The sequence below is a fragment of the Bacteroides sp. BFG-637 genome (genome assembly GCF_024793605.1).
GTDB classification, from domain to species: domain Bacteria; phylum Bacteroidota; class Bacteroidia; order Bacteroidales; family Bacteroidaceae; genus Bacteroides; species Bacteroides vicugnae.
In genome coordinates this window covers 5,148,728-5,166,519 of the sequence record NZ_JANUPD010000002.1, presented here as the reverse complement: position 1 = coordinate 5,166,519, position 17,792 = coordinate 5,148,728, and the positions used below count along the sequence as shown (strand labels likewise).

General features: G+C 43.6%; 13 protein-coding genes and 1 pseudogene. 3 read left to right on the top strand and 11 right to left on the bottom strand.

What is annotated here, in order from left to right; translation table 11 throughout:
• Nucleotides 1-3 precede the first annotated feature (3 nt).
• On the top strand, nucleotides 4-3,129 hold the full coding sequence (locus NXX38_RS20200; protein WP_258980839.1) for an efflux RND transporter permease subunit: 3,126 nt from the start codon (nucleotides 4-6) through the stop codon (nucleotides 3,127-3,129).
• Between the two features lie 89 nt (nucleotides 3,130-3,218).
• Here the strand turns inward: NXX38_RS20200 and NXX38_RS20195 are convergent, their stop codons facing one another.
• Nucleotides 3,219-4,550 (bottom strand): HAMP domain-containing sensor histidine kinase, encoded by a 1,332-nt coding sequence (locus NXX38_RS20195; RefSeq protein WP_258980838.1) that lies wholly within the window; start codon nucleotides 4,548-4,550, stop codon nucleotides 3,219-3,221.
• Between the two features lie 19 nt (nucleotides 4,551-4,569).
• On the bottom strand, nucleotides 4,570-5,244 hold the full coding sequence (locus tag NXX38_RS20190; protein ID WP_258980837.1) for a response regulator transcription factor: 675 nt from the start codon (nucleotides 5,242-5,244) through the stop codon (nucleotides 4,570-4,572).
• Between the two features lie 131 nt (nucleotides 5,245-5,375).
• On the opposite strand from NXX38_RS20190, the gene NXX38_RS26820 reads away from it, so the two are divergent.
• Nucleotides 5,376-5,678 (top strand): hypothetical protein, encoded by a 303-nt coding sequence (locus tag NXX38_RS26820; protein WP_195649616.1) that lies wholly within the window; start codon nucleotides 5,376-5,378, stop codon nucleotides 5,676-5,678.
• A 239-nt stretch (nucleotides 5,679-5,917) separates the two neighbouring features.
• Here the strand turns inward: NXX38_RS26820 and NXX38_RS20180 are convergent, their stop codons facing one another.
• Nucleotides 5,918-7,582, bottom strand: coding sequence for a long-chain fatty acid--CoA ligase (locus NXX38_RS20180; protein WP_074557018.1), 1,665 nt, complete (start codon nucleotides 7,580-7,582; stop codon nucleotides 5,918-5,920).
• 280 nt (nucleotides 7,583-7,862) lie between these two features.
• The gene (locus NXX38_RS20175; RefSeq protein WP_074557017.1) at nucleotides 7,863-9,329 is read right to left on the bottom strand and encodes a potassium/proton antiporter; all 1,467 of its coding nucleotides are present in this window, start codon (nucleotides 9,327-9,329) and stop codon (nucleotides 7,863-7,865) included.
• A gap of 166 nt (nucleotides 9,330-9,495) precedes the next feature.
• Here NXX38_RS20175 and NXX38_RS20170 point away from each other — a divergent pair, with 166 nt between their 5' ends.
• Entirely contained in the window at nucleotides 9,496-10,680 is a 1,185-nt protein-coding gene (locus NXX38_RS20170) for a uracil-xanthine permease family protein (RefSeq protein ID WP_148366944.1), read from the top strand.
• A gap of 194 nt (nucleotides 10,681-10,874) precedes the next feature.
• Here the strand turns inward: NXX38_RS20170 and hcp are convergent, their stop codons facing one another.
• The 7 genes and pseudogenes from hcp to NXX38_RS20140 all read right to left on the bottom strand — a co-directional run bounded on the left by hcp (nucleotide 10,875) and on the right by NXX38_RS20140 (nucleotide 17,573).
• Nucleotides 10,875-12,203, bottom strand: coding sequence for a hydroxylamine reductase (gene hcp / locus NXX38_RS20165; protein ID WP_409013818.1), 1,329 nt, complete (start codon nucleotides 12,201-12,203; stop codon nucleotides 10,875-10,877).
• Between the two features lie 32 nt (nucleotides 12,204-12,235).
• A pseudogene (locus NXX38_RS26995) lies at nucleotides 12,236-12,501 on the bottom strand (hydroxylamine reductase); the annotation flags it as partial.
• Between the two features lie 180 nt (nucleotides 12,502-12,681).
• Nucleotides 12,682-13,350: a Crp/Fnr family transcriptional regulator gene (locus NXX38_RS20160; RefSeq protein WP_148366943.1), complete on the bottom strand. Its 669-nt coding sequence runs from the start codon at nucleotides 13,348-13,350 to the stop codon at nucleotides 12,682-12,684.
• Nucleotides 13,351-13,360: 10 nt separating this feature from the next.
• On the bottom strand, nucleotides 13,361-14,674 hold the full coding sequence (locus tag NXX38_RS20155; RefSeq protein ID WP_148366942.1) for a PAS domain-containing sensor histidine kinase: 1,314 nt from the start codon (nucleotides 14,672-14,674) through the stop codon (nucleotides 13,361-13,363).
• On the bottom strand, nucleotides 14,671-16,011 hold the full coding sequence (locus NXX38_RS20150) for a sigma-54 dependent transcriptional regulator (protein ID WP_234133602.1): 1,341 nt from the start codon (nucleotides 16,009-16,011) through the stop codon (nucleotides 14,671-14,673). Before NXX38_RS20150 ends, NXX38_RS20155 begins: the two co-directional genes overlap by 4 nt.
• A gap of 97 nt (nucleotides 16,012-16,108) precedes the next feature.
• Nucleotides 16,109-16,717, bottom strand: coding sequence for a hypothetical protein (locus NXX38_RS20145; RefSeq protein WP_370540826.1), 609 nt, complete (start codon nucleotides 16,715-16,717; stop codon nucleotides 16,109-16,111).
• A gap of 52 nt (nucleotides 16,718-16,769) precedes the next feature.
• Entirely contained in the window at nucleotides 16,770-17,573 is an 804-nt protein-coding gene (locus NXX38_RS20140) for a metallophosphoesterase (protein WP_074557058.1), read from the bottom strand.
• Between the last annotated feature and the right edge of the window lie 219 nt (nucleotides 17,574-17,792).

Below are 17,792 nucleotides of genomic sequence, written 5' to 3'. Positions count from 1 at the left end.
AGTATGCACAAATTCATAGATAATATAGTGGCTTTCTCGCTAAAGAATAAATTCTTTATTTTCTTCTGTACAGCGATTGCCGTTATAGCCGGAGCTGTTTCCTTTAAACATACTCCGATAGATGCTTTCCCGGATGTGACGAATACGAAAGTGACGATTATCACGCAATGGCCGGGACGTAGTGCCGAAGAGGTAGAGAAGTTTATCACCATTCCTGTTGAGATTGCGATGAATCCCGTTCAGAAGAAAACGGATATTCGTTCCACCACTCTTTTCGGGCTTTCTGTCATCAATGTAATGTTTGAAGATCGTGTCGATGATTTCACCGCACGTCAACAGGTATATAATTTATTGAATGATGCCGACCTTCCGGACGGGGTGACTCCGGAAGTACAACCTCTGTACGGACCGACGGGAGAAATATTCCGTTATACGCTTCGTAGTGACAAGCGCAGTGTGCGGGAACTGAAAACGATTCAGGATTGGGTGATTGAACGTAATCTTCGTTCGGTGTCCGGTGTGGCGGATATTGTGAGCTTCGGCGGGGAGGTGAAGACGTTTGAGGTAAGTGTGAATCCTCACCAGTTGATTAATTATGGCATTACCTCTTTGGAACTTTATGATGCGATTGCCAAAAGTAATATTAACGTAGGAGGCGATGTCATTACTAAAAGCTCACAGGCATATGTCGTTCGTGGAATCGGTCTGATTAACGATTTGGACGAATTGAGAAATATCGTAGTGAAAAACATCAATGGCACTCCCATTCTGGTGAAGAATCTTGCCGATGTACACGAATCCTGTCTGCCTCGTCTGGGGCAGGTAGGGCGAATGGATGAGGATGATGTTGTTCAGGGCATTGTAGTCATGCGGAAAGGAGAGAATCCGGGTGAGGTGATTGCAAACCTGAAAGATAAAATAGAAGACTTGAATCAGAATGTGCTTCCGAAAGATGTGAAGATAGTGGCGTTCTATGACCGGGAGGACTTGGTGAATCTGGCGGTAAAGACTGTGACGCATAACCTGATCGAAGGAATATTATTGGTTACGTTTATTGTATTGATCTTTATGGCAGATTGGCGGACTACCGTGATTGTTGCTGTCGTTATCCCATTAGCCCTTTTGTTCGCTTTTATCTGTTTACGGGTGATGGGAATGTCCGCCAATCTGCTTTCTATGGGAGCCATAGACTTCGGTATTATTATTGATGGGGCTGTGGTAATGGTGGAAGGAGTGTTTGTGGCTTTGGACAAGAAAGCGAGGGAAGTGGGGATGCCGGCTTTTAATGTGATGTCTAAAATGGGATTGATCCGCAACACGGCAAAAGATAAGGCGAAAGCGGTTTTCTTCTCCAAATTGATTATCATCACCGCATTGATCCCTATTTTCTCTTTCCAGAAGGTGGAAGGAAAAATGTTCTCTCCTTTAGCCTACACACTGGGCTTTGCACTGTTGGGAGCGCTGATCTTTACATTGACATTGGTTCCCGTGATGTCTTCCATGTTATTGAAGAAGAATGTCCGTGAGAAGAATAACCGTTTTGTCCATTTTATCAATACGAAGTGTTCGGCTCTTTTTGATTTATTCTATGCGCACAGGAAGCTGACTATCGGGTTGGCAACGGTCATAGCTGGTGTCGGATTATGGCTTTTCTCTTTCCTGGGTACGGAGTTTCTTCCGCAGTTGAATGAGGGATCTATCTATATTCGTGCCACCTTGCCACAAAGTATTTCGTTGGATGAATCGGTGGTTCTCGCCAATAAAATGAGAAGGAAACTTTTGACGTTTCCGGAAGTGCGGCAAGTGCTGTCGCAAACCGGACGACCGAATGACGGTACAGATGCTACCGGATTCTATAATATCGAGTTCCACGTTGATATCTATCCCGAAAAGGAATGGGAGAGCAAGTTGACAAAACTGGAACTGATTGATAAGATGCAGGAGGATTTATCCATTTATCCCGGCATTGACTTCAATTTCTCACAACCGATTACCGATAATGTGGAGGAAGCTGCTTCCGGTGTGAAAGGATCTATTGCGGTGAAAGTGTTTGGTAAAGACTTGTATGAGTCGGAGAAATATGCGGTTCAGATTGAAAAAATTCTTAGTACGGTTCAGGGAATTGAAGACTTGGGTGTGATTCGGAACATCGGTCAGCCGGAGCTTCGTATAGAGCTGAATGAACGTCAGTTGGCGCGTTATGGGGTTGCCAAGGAGGATGTGCAATCGATTATAGAAATGGCTATTGGCGGAAAATCGGCTTCACTGTTGTATGAGGATGAGCGGAAGTTCAATATCATGGTAAGATACAGCGAACAATTCCGTCAGAATGAAGAGGAGATAGGTAAGATATTGGTTCCGGCGATGGATGGAACGATGGTTCCTATCAAGGAATTGGCAGATATAACGACGATTACGGGACCGTTATTGATATTCCGTGATAATCACGCTCGTTTCTGTGCGGTGAAGTTCTCGGTGAGAGGCCGCGATATGGGTACGGCAGTTGCCGAGGCGCAGAAAAAGGTGAATGCTTCCATACATCTGCCGGCAGGCTATTCGCTGAAATGGACGGGGGATTTTGAGAACCAGCAACGTGCCACAAAACGTCTGGCACAGGTTGTTCCTATCAGTATTGCTATCATTTTTATCATCCTGTTTATTCTATTCTCTAATGCGCGGGATGCGGGACTGGTATTGCTGAATGTACCATTTGCCGCCGTGGGGGGTATTGTGGCTCTTCTGATAACGCAGTTCAACTTCTCCATTTCTGCCGGTATCGGTTTCATTGCTTTGTTTGGCATTTGTATTCAGAATGGGGTGATTATGATTTCCGATATTAAGGCGAATCTGAAACTGGGTTCGCCCTTGGAGAAAGCCACTAAGGAAGGAGTGCGCTCGCGTATCCGCCCTGTGATTATGACAGCGGCAATGGCAGCTATCGGTTTGATGCCCGCTGCCATGAGTCATGGAATTGGTTCGGAATCACAGCGTCCGTTGGCGATTGTCATTATCGGTGGATTGATAGGAGCGACTTTCTTTGCGCTGTTTGTCTTTCCTCTTATTGTGGAAGTGGTATATGAACGAATGTTATATGATAAAAATGGAAAGTTATTGCAAAGACGTATTTAGTTCATTTCTATTCTGTGAAAAAAACTCTCATAGATTAAATTTGTAGGTTTTCAGTAGGTAGAGGGAGAAAGGGATAAAAGAAGGGTGAATTAAAAAATCACCCGTACTTTTGTTCCTTTTTCTATTTCTGAAAATATATCCAACTTTGCGTGATAAGCAGAGATGATTTTCAGGGTCAGGCTAAGTCCGATGCCTTGTCCGGCATAGTCCCGGGTATTACTGCCCCGATAGAAGGACTGGAATATGTGTGCTATTTCTTCTTGTGGAATACCGATTCCCCGGTCTTCTATATCAAGAATGATTTGTTGTTGCTCCCGGTAGAGAGTCACATTGACTTCTCTATCAGAGTATTTGCAGGCGTTATCTATTATATTCTTTAATGCTATCTTCAATAGATATGGATTGGCTTTTACGGTCATCTGCCGGTCTGTCTCTTCCAAATGAAGATGGATCCTTTCATCGGAAGCCGTCAACTCTTTTAATAGATCGGCCAGAATAATCTCTTCAATATTGTTTTTCAGGAGTTCTTCTTCTTGTCGTGAAAGAAAAAGAAGGTGCCGGATGAGGCTGGACAATCGTTTGCTTTCCGAGGAGATTCGTTGAAGGGATTCAATGTATTCTCCCGTACTTCTCTCTTTCAGCAGACTGATTTCGCATTCTCCCTGAATGGCGGTAATCGGATTGTTCAACTCATGTGAAGCATGACTGACAAAGGACTTCTCTGCTTTGAATGCACTGTCCAGACGGTCGAGCATACTATTTAATGTCTTTATCATGTCCTCCAGCTCGTCATTATTGCCGGTGGTCTTTAATCGGCGGTTCAGACTGTTGGCACGTATTCTTTTCAGCTCCTTTAGTATGTGTTGCAGGGGAACCAGAATGCGGCCGGAGTATATTTTTCCGATGAAAAAGATCAGGACGGAACTGGCTAAGATGAGAAATATGGAAAGCAATAATAGGTGTTCCTTGATTTCTGTTCCGTAGGCATTCCGGGACATGACGAGTACGATAAAGTTTCCTTCATTATCCGGATAATAAAGGGCGGCTCCCAGTTTATCCTTATATTTGAAAGAGAAAGGGATGCTGTCCTGTCCTGCCAGCAGAAGAGTCTGCTGATGTTGCGTGAGGTATTTATTCAGTGTATCACGCACTTCGGAGAGACTGTCCATATTTAAAAGAATCTCATGGGCTTCGGGCAGGAGTTCGTCATATTTGCGTTGGATAATCTGGTAGCTCTGTTCGTCTACTTCATCTTTTTCCCAATGCTTCTGTGCGGTCAGGTAGGCTTTTTCACGCAGGTAAGAAGCATAAAGTTTATTGATGTACTGTGTACTGAAAATATAAAATACGGCAATGATAATGACAGTGGTCAGTACACTGATTAATGTATAAAAAAGAGCTATTTTAGAACCTATTTTCATAGCCGGGGTGCTTGGGAGTTTAAGTATTCATGATATATCCTAGTCCTACGACTGTATGGATCAGCTTTTTATCAAAGTCACGATCAATCTTTACCCGGAGATAGTTCACATAAACATCTACGATATTGGTATTGGTGTCAAAGTTCTTGTCCCATACATCTTTGAGCAAGGTGATACGTGAGAGGGCAACCCCTTGATGGGTCATGAAATATTCGAGCAGGCGGTATTCTTTAACGGTGAGGGCGATGTCTGTCTCACCTCTTCTGGCTTTCCGGGTATTGCAGTCCAGCACCAGATCGTCGCAAGTCAATAGATTGGAAGCTGCTTCCTTGTTGCGTCTCAATAGGGCTTTGATGCGCGCTTCCAGCTCCTGAAAACTAAAAGGTTTGACGAGATAATCGTCTGCTCCCGCATCCAGTCCTTTAACAATGTCTTCCGTTGTACCCAAGGCCGTCAGCATAATAACCGGAGTCTGATACCCGAACATCTGGCGGTAAAGGTGGCAAAGTTCCAGACCGTTTATTTTAGGCATGATAATGTCCAGTATCAAAAGGTCGAAAGGCTCGTCCTGAAGGATTTTCCAACCGGCGTTCCCGTCATGGCAGACGCTTACCGAATGCCCGAATTCTTTGAGTCCCCGTTCGATGAAAGAGGCGATATTAATTTCATCTTCAACCAATAGTATCTTTGCCATAATTCAGATTGTTTATGTGCAAAGATACTTTTTTCCTGGCATCCGGAGAAAGAAATCTGCGCTACATTTAAGTGTTTCTTCTTTTTGAGTTGTACTATATACAAACAATAGATATGCTATGAAAATAAATTGTGTCATTGGAGCTTTTCTGTGTGCTGGGATGTTATGGGTGTAGCAGTCCGAAAACAGAAGTGAAATCACCGGACGGTCATATCAAAATGGCTTTAACAGTAGACGACAACGGCAAACCGTTATATAATGTTTTAGTAGGTGACTCATTGTTGATTGAAAATTATGAAGGCCATCCGGCTTTTCAGTTCTTCCGCGACTTCGATCCGGATTGTGACGAATCGAAAGCATTGGCAGGAGAACCGGGTGAATTTGTAGCCATCGTGCGTAAAGCAAAGGGGAACTATTTTCTGAAAATACGTTGAACATACGAATGGCTCCGGAGGCGGACAGGCTATTTCATTTATAGCACTTTAAAAAGACTGATTGATTATAAAGTTAGACTGTTAATAATGGAAATAGGATTCGTTTTTAGGTAGAAAGATAGAAAACAGGTAGTATAAATAAAGTTGGTTAGAGGTTAGAAAAAAACGGTGGACAGTGTTGAGGCTGTCCACCGTTTTTGTTTTTATTTGCGAGAATACTTATCTTATTATTTGAGATATTATCCCTTTGCTTCCTGATACATAAAGCGTTTAATTGACTTTTTCGCAGTCTTTTCAAATTCTTCAAAATGGATTTTAATCTTGCTTATTTGAGAATAGTTAGGAAGCTGTTGATTCAATTCGATACGGTTTTGCTCCATTACTTTCTGAATATCCGTCTGCTGCAATCCATGAGCGAAAGCATCGTCGAAATCCGGGTAGATCAGGGCTACCAGCTTTTCGTGCTGTAAGACGATCAGTGACTCCGAAACATACGGCATGTTGTTCAGCTTGCTTTCAATTTCTTCGGGATAGATATTCTGTCCGCTAGAGGTGAGAAGCAGGTTCTTGCTACGTCCGCGGACTGTCACATAACCCTCTTCATCCAACGTACCGAGGTCACCGGTATGCAGCCAACCGTTAGCATCAATAATTTGTGCCGTAGCTTCCGGATTTTTATAATACCCCAGCATCATATTCATTCCTCTGCATACGATTTCTCCGGCATGCGTTTTCGGGTCCGGTGAGTCTATGCGGACTTCCATCCGGCTGGTTGCCTTTCCGCAGGAAGCAAGTTTCAGTGTTTCCCAACGGCTGGAACAAATAATCGGACCACATTCCGTCATACCGTAAGCGATGGTGTAGGGAAACCCTATCTTTTTAAGGAAATCCTCTACTTCCGCATTGAAAGGAGCACCTCCGATAATAATCTCGTCAAAGTTTCCACCGAAGATTTCCATGGCAGCCTGTCGTGCCAATGATTTGATTTTATCATTTACAATAGGCACTTTCAGTAATAACTTGCCGATTTTGCTGTCTACTTTAGGAAGAATGTCTTTCTTGATAATTTTTTCCACAATCAACGGTACACAAGAAATCACTCTGGGTTTGATTTCGGAGAAAGATTGGGAAATGATTTTCGGAGACGGCATACGCGTCAGGAAATAGATGTGTGCACCTGCAGAGAATCCGTAAAGGAAATCATATACCATACCGAACACGTGTCCCATAGGCAACATGGAAACGATATGGTCTCCCGGTTTAACGGGAAGCATTTCGAAGCAATAAGCCACGTTCGACCAAAGACTGCGATAGGGGAGCATCACTCCTTTAGAGTAACCTGTGGTACCGGAAGTATAGTTGATGATAGCCAGTTCTTCCGGACGATCTTTCCGGTAACAAATATGTTCCGGGCGAAAGTTCTTGGGATACTGTTGGCCGTAAATAGCGTTCCGGTGTTCAAAAGCGTAAGTGAGTTTTTCGTTCCGGGACACTAATGCCGAGAAATCTGTCAGTGAAGCGATGCCCTCTAACAAAGGCATGGCATCTTCATTCAGATTCTCCCATGCCTGATCGCCGACGAAAAGTAATTTGGCTTCGGAATGGTTGACGATATTATGAATATTATCTGCCTTGAATTCATGCAAAATGGGAACAATAACAGCTCCGTAAGTGATGGTCGCCAAGAAAGTAACCGCCCAATGAGCACTGTTACGTCCGCAAACGGCTATTTTATCTCCCGGCTGGATGCCGGCACTTTCCAAGACGATGTGAAATTTAGCGATTTTACGCGCTACATCCTTATATTGGAGGGTAATTCCTTTATAGTCAGTTAAGGCATCTTTGTCCCAGTTTTTGATGATGCTTTGCTCAATATAATCAATGAACTGATGTTCTTGTTCCATTCGATTTTTGCACATTTAGTTTAAAACTGCGCAAAATTAATACTTCGTAGATGTAAACCGAATTTTAAATTCAAGTTTTACGGTTAATTAACGGAGGGGAATGAACAATTTTACCAGCCGGATAAAGGTCTTTCGTGTTTCTTCCTTAAAACTAGTTCATTGGCCTGTATAAAACGTTTCGTCTCCATGCATGAAGATGAAACGAATGTCTTGCAAAGGCAAGAGGTTTCATGCGTGGAGACGAATCAATTATGGTGTACTGAATAACTCTTTTCTGATGTTATTCTGAATCAGCATCTTCTTCTTTGGACTTCTCGGAAATAAGTAACAGTTTATCTCCTTCATGCAGTTTCAGCGTTCCGTTGGGAATCAGGAATTCATCTCCGCGCTTCACAATCATTACCAGCGTGCCTTTCGGAAGATTCATATCTTTCAATGTATCTGCTTCTTCCAGCATACTTTTAGTGATAGTCATATCACTAAGGTCAGAGTCAATTTCTTCCGGAAGTTCCACTCCGAAGTCGTTACCGGTTTTTTCCAGCGGTTTGGAAAGATTCAAAATCCGGGCGACGAAAGAAATGGTTGTTCCCTGTACGACCAATGAGACAATGGTAATAAAGAATACAATGTTGAAAATGAGGTTCGAACCTTCTACGCCCGCCACTACCGGATAGGTAGCAAAGATAATAGGAACTGCACCGCGTAATCCTACCCAAGACACGAAAATACGTGATTTCATCGTGATTTTCCGGAATGGAAGCAGACAGAGGAACACGCTTAACGGGCGGCCGATAATAATCATGAAGACACCAATCAACAATGCCACGGAAGCTACTTCCAGCATTTCGTGCGGGTTGACAAGCAATCCCAGGCAAAGGAACATGATGATTTGGAACAACCAGGTCAGTCCGTCCATAAAGGTGTAGATGTCTTTACGATGCATGATTTTATTGTTTCCTACCATGATACCCGCAATATATACGGCAAGGTAACCGTTACCTTTCAGTAAGTCGGTGATGGAGAAAGTGAAAAATACAAATGCAAGTAATAAGATAGGATACAAGGCCTGATTATCAATATTGAGCTTATTCAACATTCGGATGGCTAGCTTTCCAAGTATATATCCGGCAGCGGCACCAACGATGAACTGGATAATGAAAGATCCGACGATGGCTCCGACTCCCATACCTGCCGACTGAATGAACTGTATCAGGACAATGGTCAGCATATAGGCCATCGGGTCATTACTTCCGCTCTCCAGTTCCAGCATGGGACGAAGGTTGTGTTTCAAGTTCATCTTCTGTGAGCGGAGGATGGCGAACACCGAAGCCGAGTCAGTAGACGACATGGTAGAAGCCAAAAGCAGGGAAGTAGTGATAGGTAAATAGATATTAGACCAGCTCATACCTGATATCCACCAGATAAAGAGTCCGGTGAAAAGGGCTGTGAGTAGTACTCCGACAGTGGAAAGCACGATACCGGGACCTAGAATAGGTTTGATTTCTCTGAATTTCGTATCCATACCTCCCGAGAAAAGGATAATACTAAGGGCCACCATACCGATAAATTGGGCGTCTTTCGCGTCGTGGAACTGCAGGCCGAGGCCGTCACTTCCAAACAACATTCCTACTACGAGGAACAATAATAAGGTAGGTACTCCAAAGCGGTATCCGGTTTTTCCAACAACGATGCTGACGAAAAGTAAGATAGAACCGATAAGTAGAGTGTTTTCTGCTGTAAATATCATAGGCAATATATTATAAAGTTATAAAATTGTCGTATTAATTCTCACCGTGCGAAGTTACACATTATTAACAACAAATAAAAACCCTTTTTGGATGTATTTTTGTGAAAAAAGGGAGTTAAATTGTCTAAAAAGACTAATTTTGCAAAGAATAATCTACATTATACTTATGGATTCAAATAATCTTACACCTTTGAGGAAAGGGATGGTGGGGGTACAATTCTTGTTTGTAGCTTTCGGTGCTACGGTACTCGTGCCGTTATTGGTGGGGCTTGACCCTTCTACAGCTCTGTTTACAGCAGGTATTGGTACGCTTATCTTTCATGCGGTTACGCGTGGAAAGGTTCCTGTCTTTCTGGGGAGTAGTTTCGCATTTATTGCACCTATCATTAAAGCGACAGAACTTTATGGATTGCCCGGCACCTTATCCGGCATGGTTGGAGTAGCGTTAGTTTACTTTGTGATGAGTGCGCTTGTCAAATGGCAGGGAGTGAGGGTGATTGAACGGCTGTTTCCTCCTGTTGTCATAGGGCCTGTCATCATTCTGATAGGTTTGTCATTGGCGGGAACGGGAGTGAATATGGCAAAAGAGAACTGGGTACTGGCACTGCTTTCGTTGGTTACCGCAGTCGTTGTTTCAATGAAGGCCAAGGGGCTTTTGAAACTGATTCCTATCTTCTGTGGAATTGTTGTAGGGTATCTGGCTGCATGGCTTTTCTATGATTTGGATTTGTCCGGTGTCAGAGATGCTGCTTGGATTGGATTGCCGCAGTTTGTCTTTCCTAAATTCTCATGGGAACCTGTGTTGTTTATGATTCCGGTAGCCATTGCTCCGGTGATAGAACATATTGGTGATATCTATGTCGTTAATACGGTCACCGGAAAAGATTTCGTGAAAGATCCGGGGTTGCACCGTACTTTATTGGGGGATGGTCTGGCATGTTTCTGTGCCGGATTATTGGGTGGCCCTCCTGTGACAACTTATTCGGAAGTGACCGGAGCCATGTCTCTGACAAAGATAACCAATCCGCAAGTGATAAGAATAGCTGCCATTTCCGCTATCTTATTTTCTGTTATCGGTAAAATCAGTGCATTATTAAGATCCATTCCTAGTGCGGTACTGGGCGGCATCATGTTATTGCTTTTCGGAACGATTGCTTGCGCGGGAATTGGTAATCTTGTGAATAATTGCATTGATTTGAGTCGTACAAGAAATATAGTCATTGTGTCTTTGACACTGACTGTCGGTATTGGCGGCGCTGCTTTTAATTGGGGCGATTTTTCATTGTCCGGCATTGGACTGGCAGCTTTGGTGGGAGTGCTTCTCAATTTAATATTGCCAAAAGAAGATTGATATTCTATTTAAAAAGAAACTATTCAAAAAGATTCCATCAACTATGCGTGCGGGATAAACATAGAAATCTTGTTCAATATAGAAAAAGATAGTGACGGTATTGTTGTCGTATACCGTCACTATCTTTATCATATACCGTCACTATTTTGCAGCCGGGAATCTCCAATTGAAATTTCCGGCTATTCCATTGTTGTTTAGGATAGGAACTTCACAATATCCTCATCTACTGTGCTGATGCCTCCGATTCCGAATTGTTCGATCAATACGTTCTTTACGTTCGGTGAAAGGAAAGCGGGGAGAGTAGGACCCAGATGAATATGTTTCACTCCTAAAGCCAGTAATGCCAATAAAACAATGACTGCCTTTTGTTCGTACCAGGCGATGTTGTATACGATAGGCAACTGATTTACATCATCCAGTCCGAAGATTTCTTTCAGTTTTAAAGCGATGACGGCCAGTGAGTAACTGTCGTTACATTGTCCTGCATCCAATACTCTCGGAATCCCGTTGATATCACCTAAAGCCAGTTTATTATATCTGTATTTGGCACAACCGGCAGTAAGAATCACGGTGTCACCAGGTAATTTTTGAGCAAATTCCGTATAGTATTCACGGCTTTTCATACGTCCGTCGCATCCTGCCATTACAAAGAATTTGCGGATAGCTCCGCTCTTCACGGCGTCCACCACTTTATCTGCCAGGGCTGTCACCTGTGCATGAGCGAATCCTCCGATAATCGTTCCGTTTTCAATGGCTATCGGTGGCTGACATTGTTTGGCGTGAGCAATCAGGGCAGAAAAATCTTTCGGTTTTCCGTCTTTGCGTTCGGGGATGTAATGTGCCCCTTCCAAACCACAGGCTCCTGTGATGTAAATACGATCCTTGTAGCTGGCATTTGCACGTGGCGGAACGATACAGTTACTTGTGAACAAGATAGGACCGTTGAAACTTTCAAATTCCTCTTTCTGCTTCCACCAGGCATTTCCGTAATTTCCTGCCAGATGCTTGTACTTCTTTAGTTGAGGATAATAGTGTGCAGGCAACATTTCGCTGTGAGTATATACATCTACTCCTGTGCCCTCCGTTTGTTCCAATAGCTCTTCCAGGTCTTTCAAATCATGTCCGCTGATTAATATACCCGGATTATTGCGTACACTGAGACTCACTTGTGAGATTTCCGGATTTCCGTAGCTGCTGGTATTCGCTTTATCCAACTGTGCCATTGCTGATACTCCATGCTTTCCTGTTTCCAAAGTCAGCTGAACCAGTTCTTCCACTGTAATATCATTGCGGGTCAGTTCGGATAAGGCATGTTGCATGAAAGCAAATATTTCCGGTGACTCGTAGCCCAGGTTATGTGCATGCTCTACATAGGCAGCCATTCCTTTCAGGCCATAGTGTACAAGTTCTTTCAGTGAGCGGACATCCTCGTTGGGAGTGCGAAGCACACCGACAGTTTTTGATTTTTCTTCAAACTCATCTTCGCTTCCATTCCAAAGACATTCGTCGGGAGCATTTTCAATCTTTACCTTGTTGGCAAGTTCCTTTTTCAGTTTCAGTCCTTCTTTGATTTTTTTCAGTGATAGCCGCTTTATCAAAATTGGCGTTGGTGATGGTGATGAACAATGCATCATAGATAAATTTGTCTGCTTGTTCGGAAGGATGTCCATCTTTACGCAGATGTTCGTTGTAGACAGCAATTCCACGTACTACGAAGAGTAGTAAGTCTTGCAGGTTAGCCACTTCAGACGTTTTACCGCACACACCTTTCAAGGTACAACCGGTACCCATTGCGGTTTCTTGACATTGATAACAGAACATACTCATAACTTTTACGTTTTTAATTAGTCCAATAGTTTATTTCTTGAACGCAAAAGTAGAGGAAAGGTTTCAGGTGATTCTGTAACCAATGTTACAACAATGAATATTTTTTATATAGATACTTACTATTTGATTATTATCCGGTCAATATTCAATCCATGAATTTTTAAGTCGATTCCATTATTGGATAAGCCGGACCAGTTCTTCTTTCTGTAAGATAGTGATATGCTTACGATCGGCTATCAATAATCCGTCTTCCTGCATATGCGCCAGTTCACGGGCGAGGGAAGGACGGGACACCCCGAAGTAATCACTCAATTCCTGTTGTGAACGGTCGAGGGTGATATGTGCCTGTTGCTGCTGTTTATGTAGTCGGAGCAAGTACGAAGCAAGTTTCTGACGAATCGTCTTAAATGACATGAAGAAAAGCTTATCCGATAAGGTCCGTGCATAATTGGCAGAAAGATTCATATAGTTTTCCAAAAACTGCTCGTTTTTGCGGAATAAACTCAATACACTTGATTTAGGAAGTTCGATAACCTCTGTCGGTTCGTTGGCCGTCACTTCCACCGGATAGCGGTTCTCCTCACCGAACAGGAACAGAGGGGCAATCGCTCTTGGAGCAGCGATGTCCTCCACTTTGATAAGACGCCCCGAATAATCGATCATCTCTCCACGCACACTTCCTTTGGTCAGGATGACAAGGCGGTTGCACACAGCCCCCTGTTGAGCCAGGATTTCCCCTTTCTTATAAGAACGTGTATGGAAACTGATCTCTTCCAGATCGGCAGAAAGTCTTTCCGGAGTGATTCCCCGGAATAAGGGATTGTTGACGAGTGCAGGTATCATATATCAATAGTTATTTGAATTTTAAAATAAACGTTGTTTCTTTCTCCCGCAGCAAAGTGAGACTTCCGCCCGAAAGACGCATGATCTGGCGTGAAATGCTAAGTCCGATTCCACTACCATTTTCTTTGGTGGTGAAGAAAGGTATAAAGATATGCTCTGCTATCTCCGATGGGATTTCAGGGCCGTTGTTCTTGATCTCGATCCATATTTCTTCCATGTCATTGCAATAAGCCCGGATCTCGATTCTACCATCCGGCTGGCTGCCGATTGCCTGAATGGCATTCTTTAGAAGATTGATAACCACTTGGGCGATGAGGTTTTCATCTGCATACAGGATTAAGTCCGCAGGAGAAATCTCCGTGTGGAAACAAATGTTGTCACACGGATTCTGATGGCGGGCAAGTTCAATCATCCTTTCTATGAACGCTTTCACGTAGAACAGCGACGGTTCCGGTGCAGGTATGCGTGTAAACTGCCGGTAAGATTCTACAAAAGAGAGCAACCCTTTTCCTGTGGTGCTGATGGTCTGCAACCCGTGACTGATCTCTTCATCTTTGCCCTCGGACATGGAAAGAAGAGTGTCACAAAGGGAAGTGATAGGAGTGACCGAATTCATGATTTCATGCGTCAGAACCCGTGTCAGGCGAATCCATGAATCTATTTCCTTTTCATCGAGTTCGGTATTGATATCGTTCAGGGCCAGGATACGCAGATGTTCTTTGCGCACATTGATTTCCGATACACGTATGGATAGATTAACGGTTCCCCGTTCGTTGTGAAACATCACTTGCAGTTTGTCTCCGGGACGGCAGTTCTCTATTTTCTCCATGAGCGTAGTGTCTACTTTACTTAACTGATGGATATGCGTGAATATATTCAGCCCCAAAAGACGGAGTGCTTCCTTGTTCTTCTGATAAACCGCCCCATTGTCATTGAGTACCAGCAATCCTGTACTGACAAAATCCAGAATCAGCTCGTAATATTTCTCTTGCTGGGCGGTTTCCGCTTTTACATTATATAAGATATGTCCCACCCGGTTGAGTGCCCGGTTGATCTTTAGGCTTTCGGGAGTACCGTTTTCTTCGGGAAAATGAAAGGTGTTATCATTGTTTTCAAGCGCGTTAATCATGAAAAGCACCTGCTTGGTGTGAAGTTGGTACAGGCGGATTTGCCAGATGATGCTAAGCACCAGCAGACAAAGACTGACGCCTAACCAACCGTATGATTGATGAATACCGAACCAGACAGTCGATATACAGAAAAGTACAGTCAGCAAAACTCTGAACCAGTACCGAATCCCCAGTTGTTGGATCTGTGAGTTCATAATCCGAATTTTTTCATCTTGTTATAGAGCGTTTGCCGGGTTATTCCCAGTTGAGCGGCCACTGCCGATAAATTTCCCGCACAGGCATCGAGTGCTTTCCGTATCATCTGCACTTCCATTTCTTCCAGGGTGGAGATGTTTTGTTCCTGAATGGCTATCCGTGGTACGGATAATTGGAATAATTCAGCAGGAATCAGCGGACTGTCATTGATGATAACCGCTTTTTCGATGACGTGCTCCAATTCGCGGATATTGCCATACCAGGGATGCGCAGTCAATTTATCCTCTGCTTCGGGAGTGAACTTCATCAACGACTTGTCATATTGCTTGCAGAAGTGAGACAAAAATCGTTCGGCCAATGGGATAATATCCTCTTTCCGTTCGCGCAGGGGAGGAATTTCCACATGAATGGTATTGATGCGGTAGAGCAAGTCCTCCCGGAATTCGCCTTTCGCTACCATCTCTTGCAAGTTCCGGTTCGTGGCACATATCAGTCGGATATCAATAGGAATTGGCGTGTTACTTCCCACTTTTACAATGCTTCGCCGTTGGATGGCAGTCAGTAGTTTTGCTTGCAGATGGTAGGGCAAGTTTCCTATTTCGTCCAGAAACAGCGTACTCTTTTCGGCAGCTTCGAACTTACCTGTCCGGTCGGTATGTGCATCAGTGAACGACCCTTTTATATGTCCGAAAAGCTCACTCTCGAATAAAGATTCCGTGATGGTTCCCATATCCACAGCAATCATTTCCTTATGTTTGCGGTTGGAAAGCGCATGGATTTCACGTGCCAGCATCTCTTTTCCTGTTCCGTTTTCACCCGTTATCAGGAGGTTGGCATCGGTGATGGCAACCTTTTCAATCAAAACCCGTAACTGTTGCATTACTTTGCTTTCTCCCCAGTACATAGGCGAGTGAGCAGGCTTTTCTTTGCTTGCTGTTTTCCTGTCATTGTGCGTAGAGGTTGCTGCGGTTTGCAGCGTTTCCACTAGTTTCTGGTTGTCCCAGGGTTTAACGATAAAGTCCGTTGCTCCCTCTTTAATCCCCCGGATAGCCAGTTCAATATCGGCATAAGCCGTAAAAAGTACGACCGGAAGATCCGGACGTACTTTTTTTATTTCATGTAACCAGAATAATCCCTCATTGCCGGTATTGATGCCCGATGTGAAATTCATGTCCAGCAATACCACTTCCGGCATTTCTTCCCGCAGGACGCTCGTCAGGGTGACAGGCGAGGAGAGGGCAACGACCTTTGAGAAATAACTTTTTAAAAGGATTTGTATGGCAGTCAGCACTCCTTTATTGTCGTCTACAATGATGATTGTTCCAGATTTACTCATTTTCGTTCAAGTTTGTACAGCGCAAACTTACGAAAAAAGGATGTGATAATTCAAGAATCATAATTCAAAATTGATTTTAGACTCCTTGTGCCCCCAATCAAAACCACTGGAACTTCAATCCGAATGATAAACTAAGGTAATCACGCGGACGGAGATAACTATTGTTTACCGCACTAATCACATAAAGGTCGCACGTACTTATTTCATAGAAAAAGGTTACGGACTTGGCCATAAATCTGCGTTGCGGGTCAATATCATAGGTCAGGCGTTGCCCCATAAAGACATGGAAACGCACTTTGCTTGAGAAACCATAATACCCTTTCGGATAACGTTCCGGCTCATTCACCCAGAACTGATTTCCAAATACGGTATTCACATAAAGACCACAGGTAAGAGGCTCCGTCGAGAATCCTTTTCCAATGTTAATGCTCCAGGGCATATAGTTCTGTTTGAGCGTCATGGTCACTTTTGCTTTCTTCGAAGAATATTTCGGGATGAATCCGAGCAATACATCCGTTTCCCACTGATTACGCTTTCCATAATCCCATCCTGTGCCGAAAGAGAGTAATCCCATATTTCCGGCATATTGTATTTTGGAATGAGTCGGGATAATCCGCTCCCAGTTTCTGCGGAAACGGTGAACCCGATTGTCATAACGGGTATGTTGGGTCTGTTCCGGTGCGTTTGTCTGGCAGGTGGCAGACATCAGACCGGAAAGCAGGAGAAGCACGTACAGTACTCCTGCGCGTAAGATATAATTAGTATTTAACCAGCTCATATTCGTATTTTTCCGGAGTTATTGTAAATACCAGATAAGTACGGTAATCCATACAATCACTGGTAACATAATGTATTCCATCATCAAAAATCACATCGTCCTGATAGTGATGGGTATGGGCGGCCGTGCAGAACTGTATTCCTGCATACTGTTTGACATAGTGCTGGAATACTTTTGCCACATTATCATTGAACACATCCGTATAGGGACGCGCGTGCATACAAATAACTGTCTTTTCAAACTCCTCCCGCCTGTTCGTTATCTCATTTTCCATAAAGGTAAAGTCCGGTACCGGTTCGGAGTAATCATACTCCAAAGCGTTGGTATTCAAGCAGACAAACTTCACATTTCCTGCGATGAAAGAGAAGTTTGTGGAGCCGAATACAGCCTTGTAGGTTTCCGCTCCCGTGCCCAGGCAGTCATGATTTCCGATCAGAGCCACATAAGGAACATGAAGTCCGTTCATGATATCCCTTTGCCAAAGAAATTCCTTGGTCAGTCCGAAGTCACTCATATCCCCTCCGTGGATGACGAAGTCAATATCATTCCGTTGATTGATCGCTTTTACAAAATCTTCCGTTTCGTCATACCATCGTTGTGAGTCGCCCATTGTCACGAACCGTATCGTAGTTTTACCCTGGCAGCTCGCTTCTATTCTTTCGATGTTGTGTGCATTGACCTCTGTTTCTCCGCTGATGCGGACGTCATACGGATGATAGTCTATCATACCGCATCCCGAAAGGAACAGGCACGAACACAGTGCATATAAATTCTTCCTCTTCATCATTACTTTAATAGTTTATAAAACTGAATGCAAAGATAAAGTTTTCTACCGGGATGGACAATCTCCCCATGGATAATAGAGACTGTTGGAACAATTTAAAGGAGAAATGGAATAGTCTCCCGGTTGTCTAAAAATTAGACGGTACTGTCTAATTTTTAGACAATATTCAGAAAGGTTGAAATGATAAACACCTGATAATGAATTGTTATTCTTTTTTGG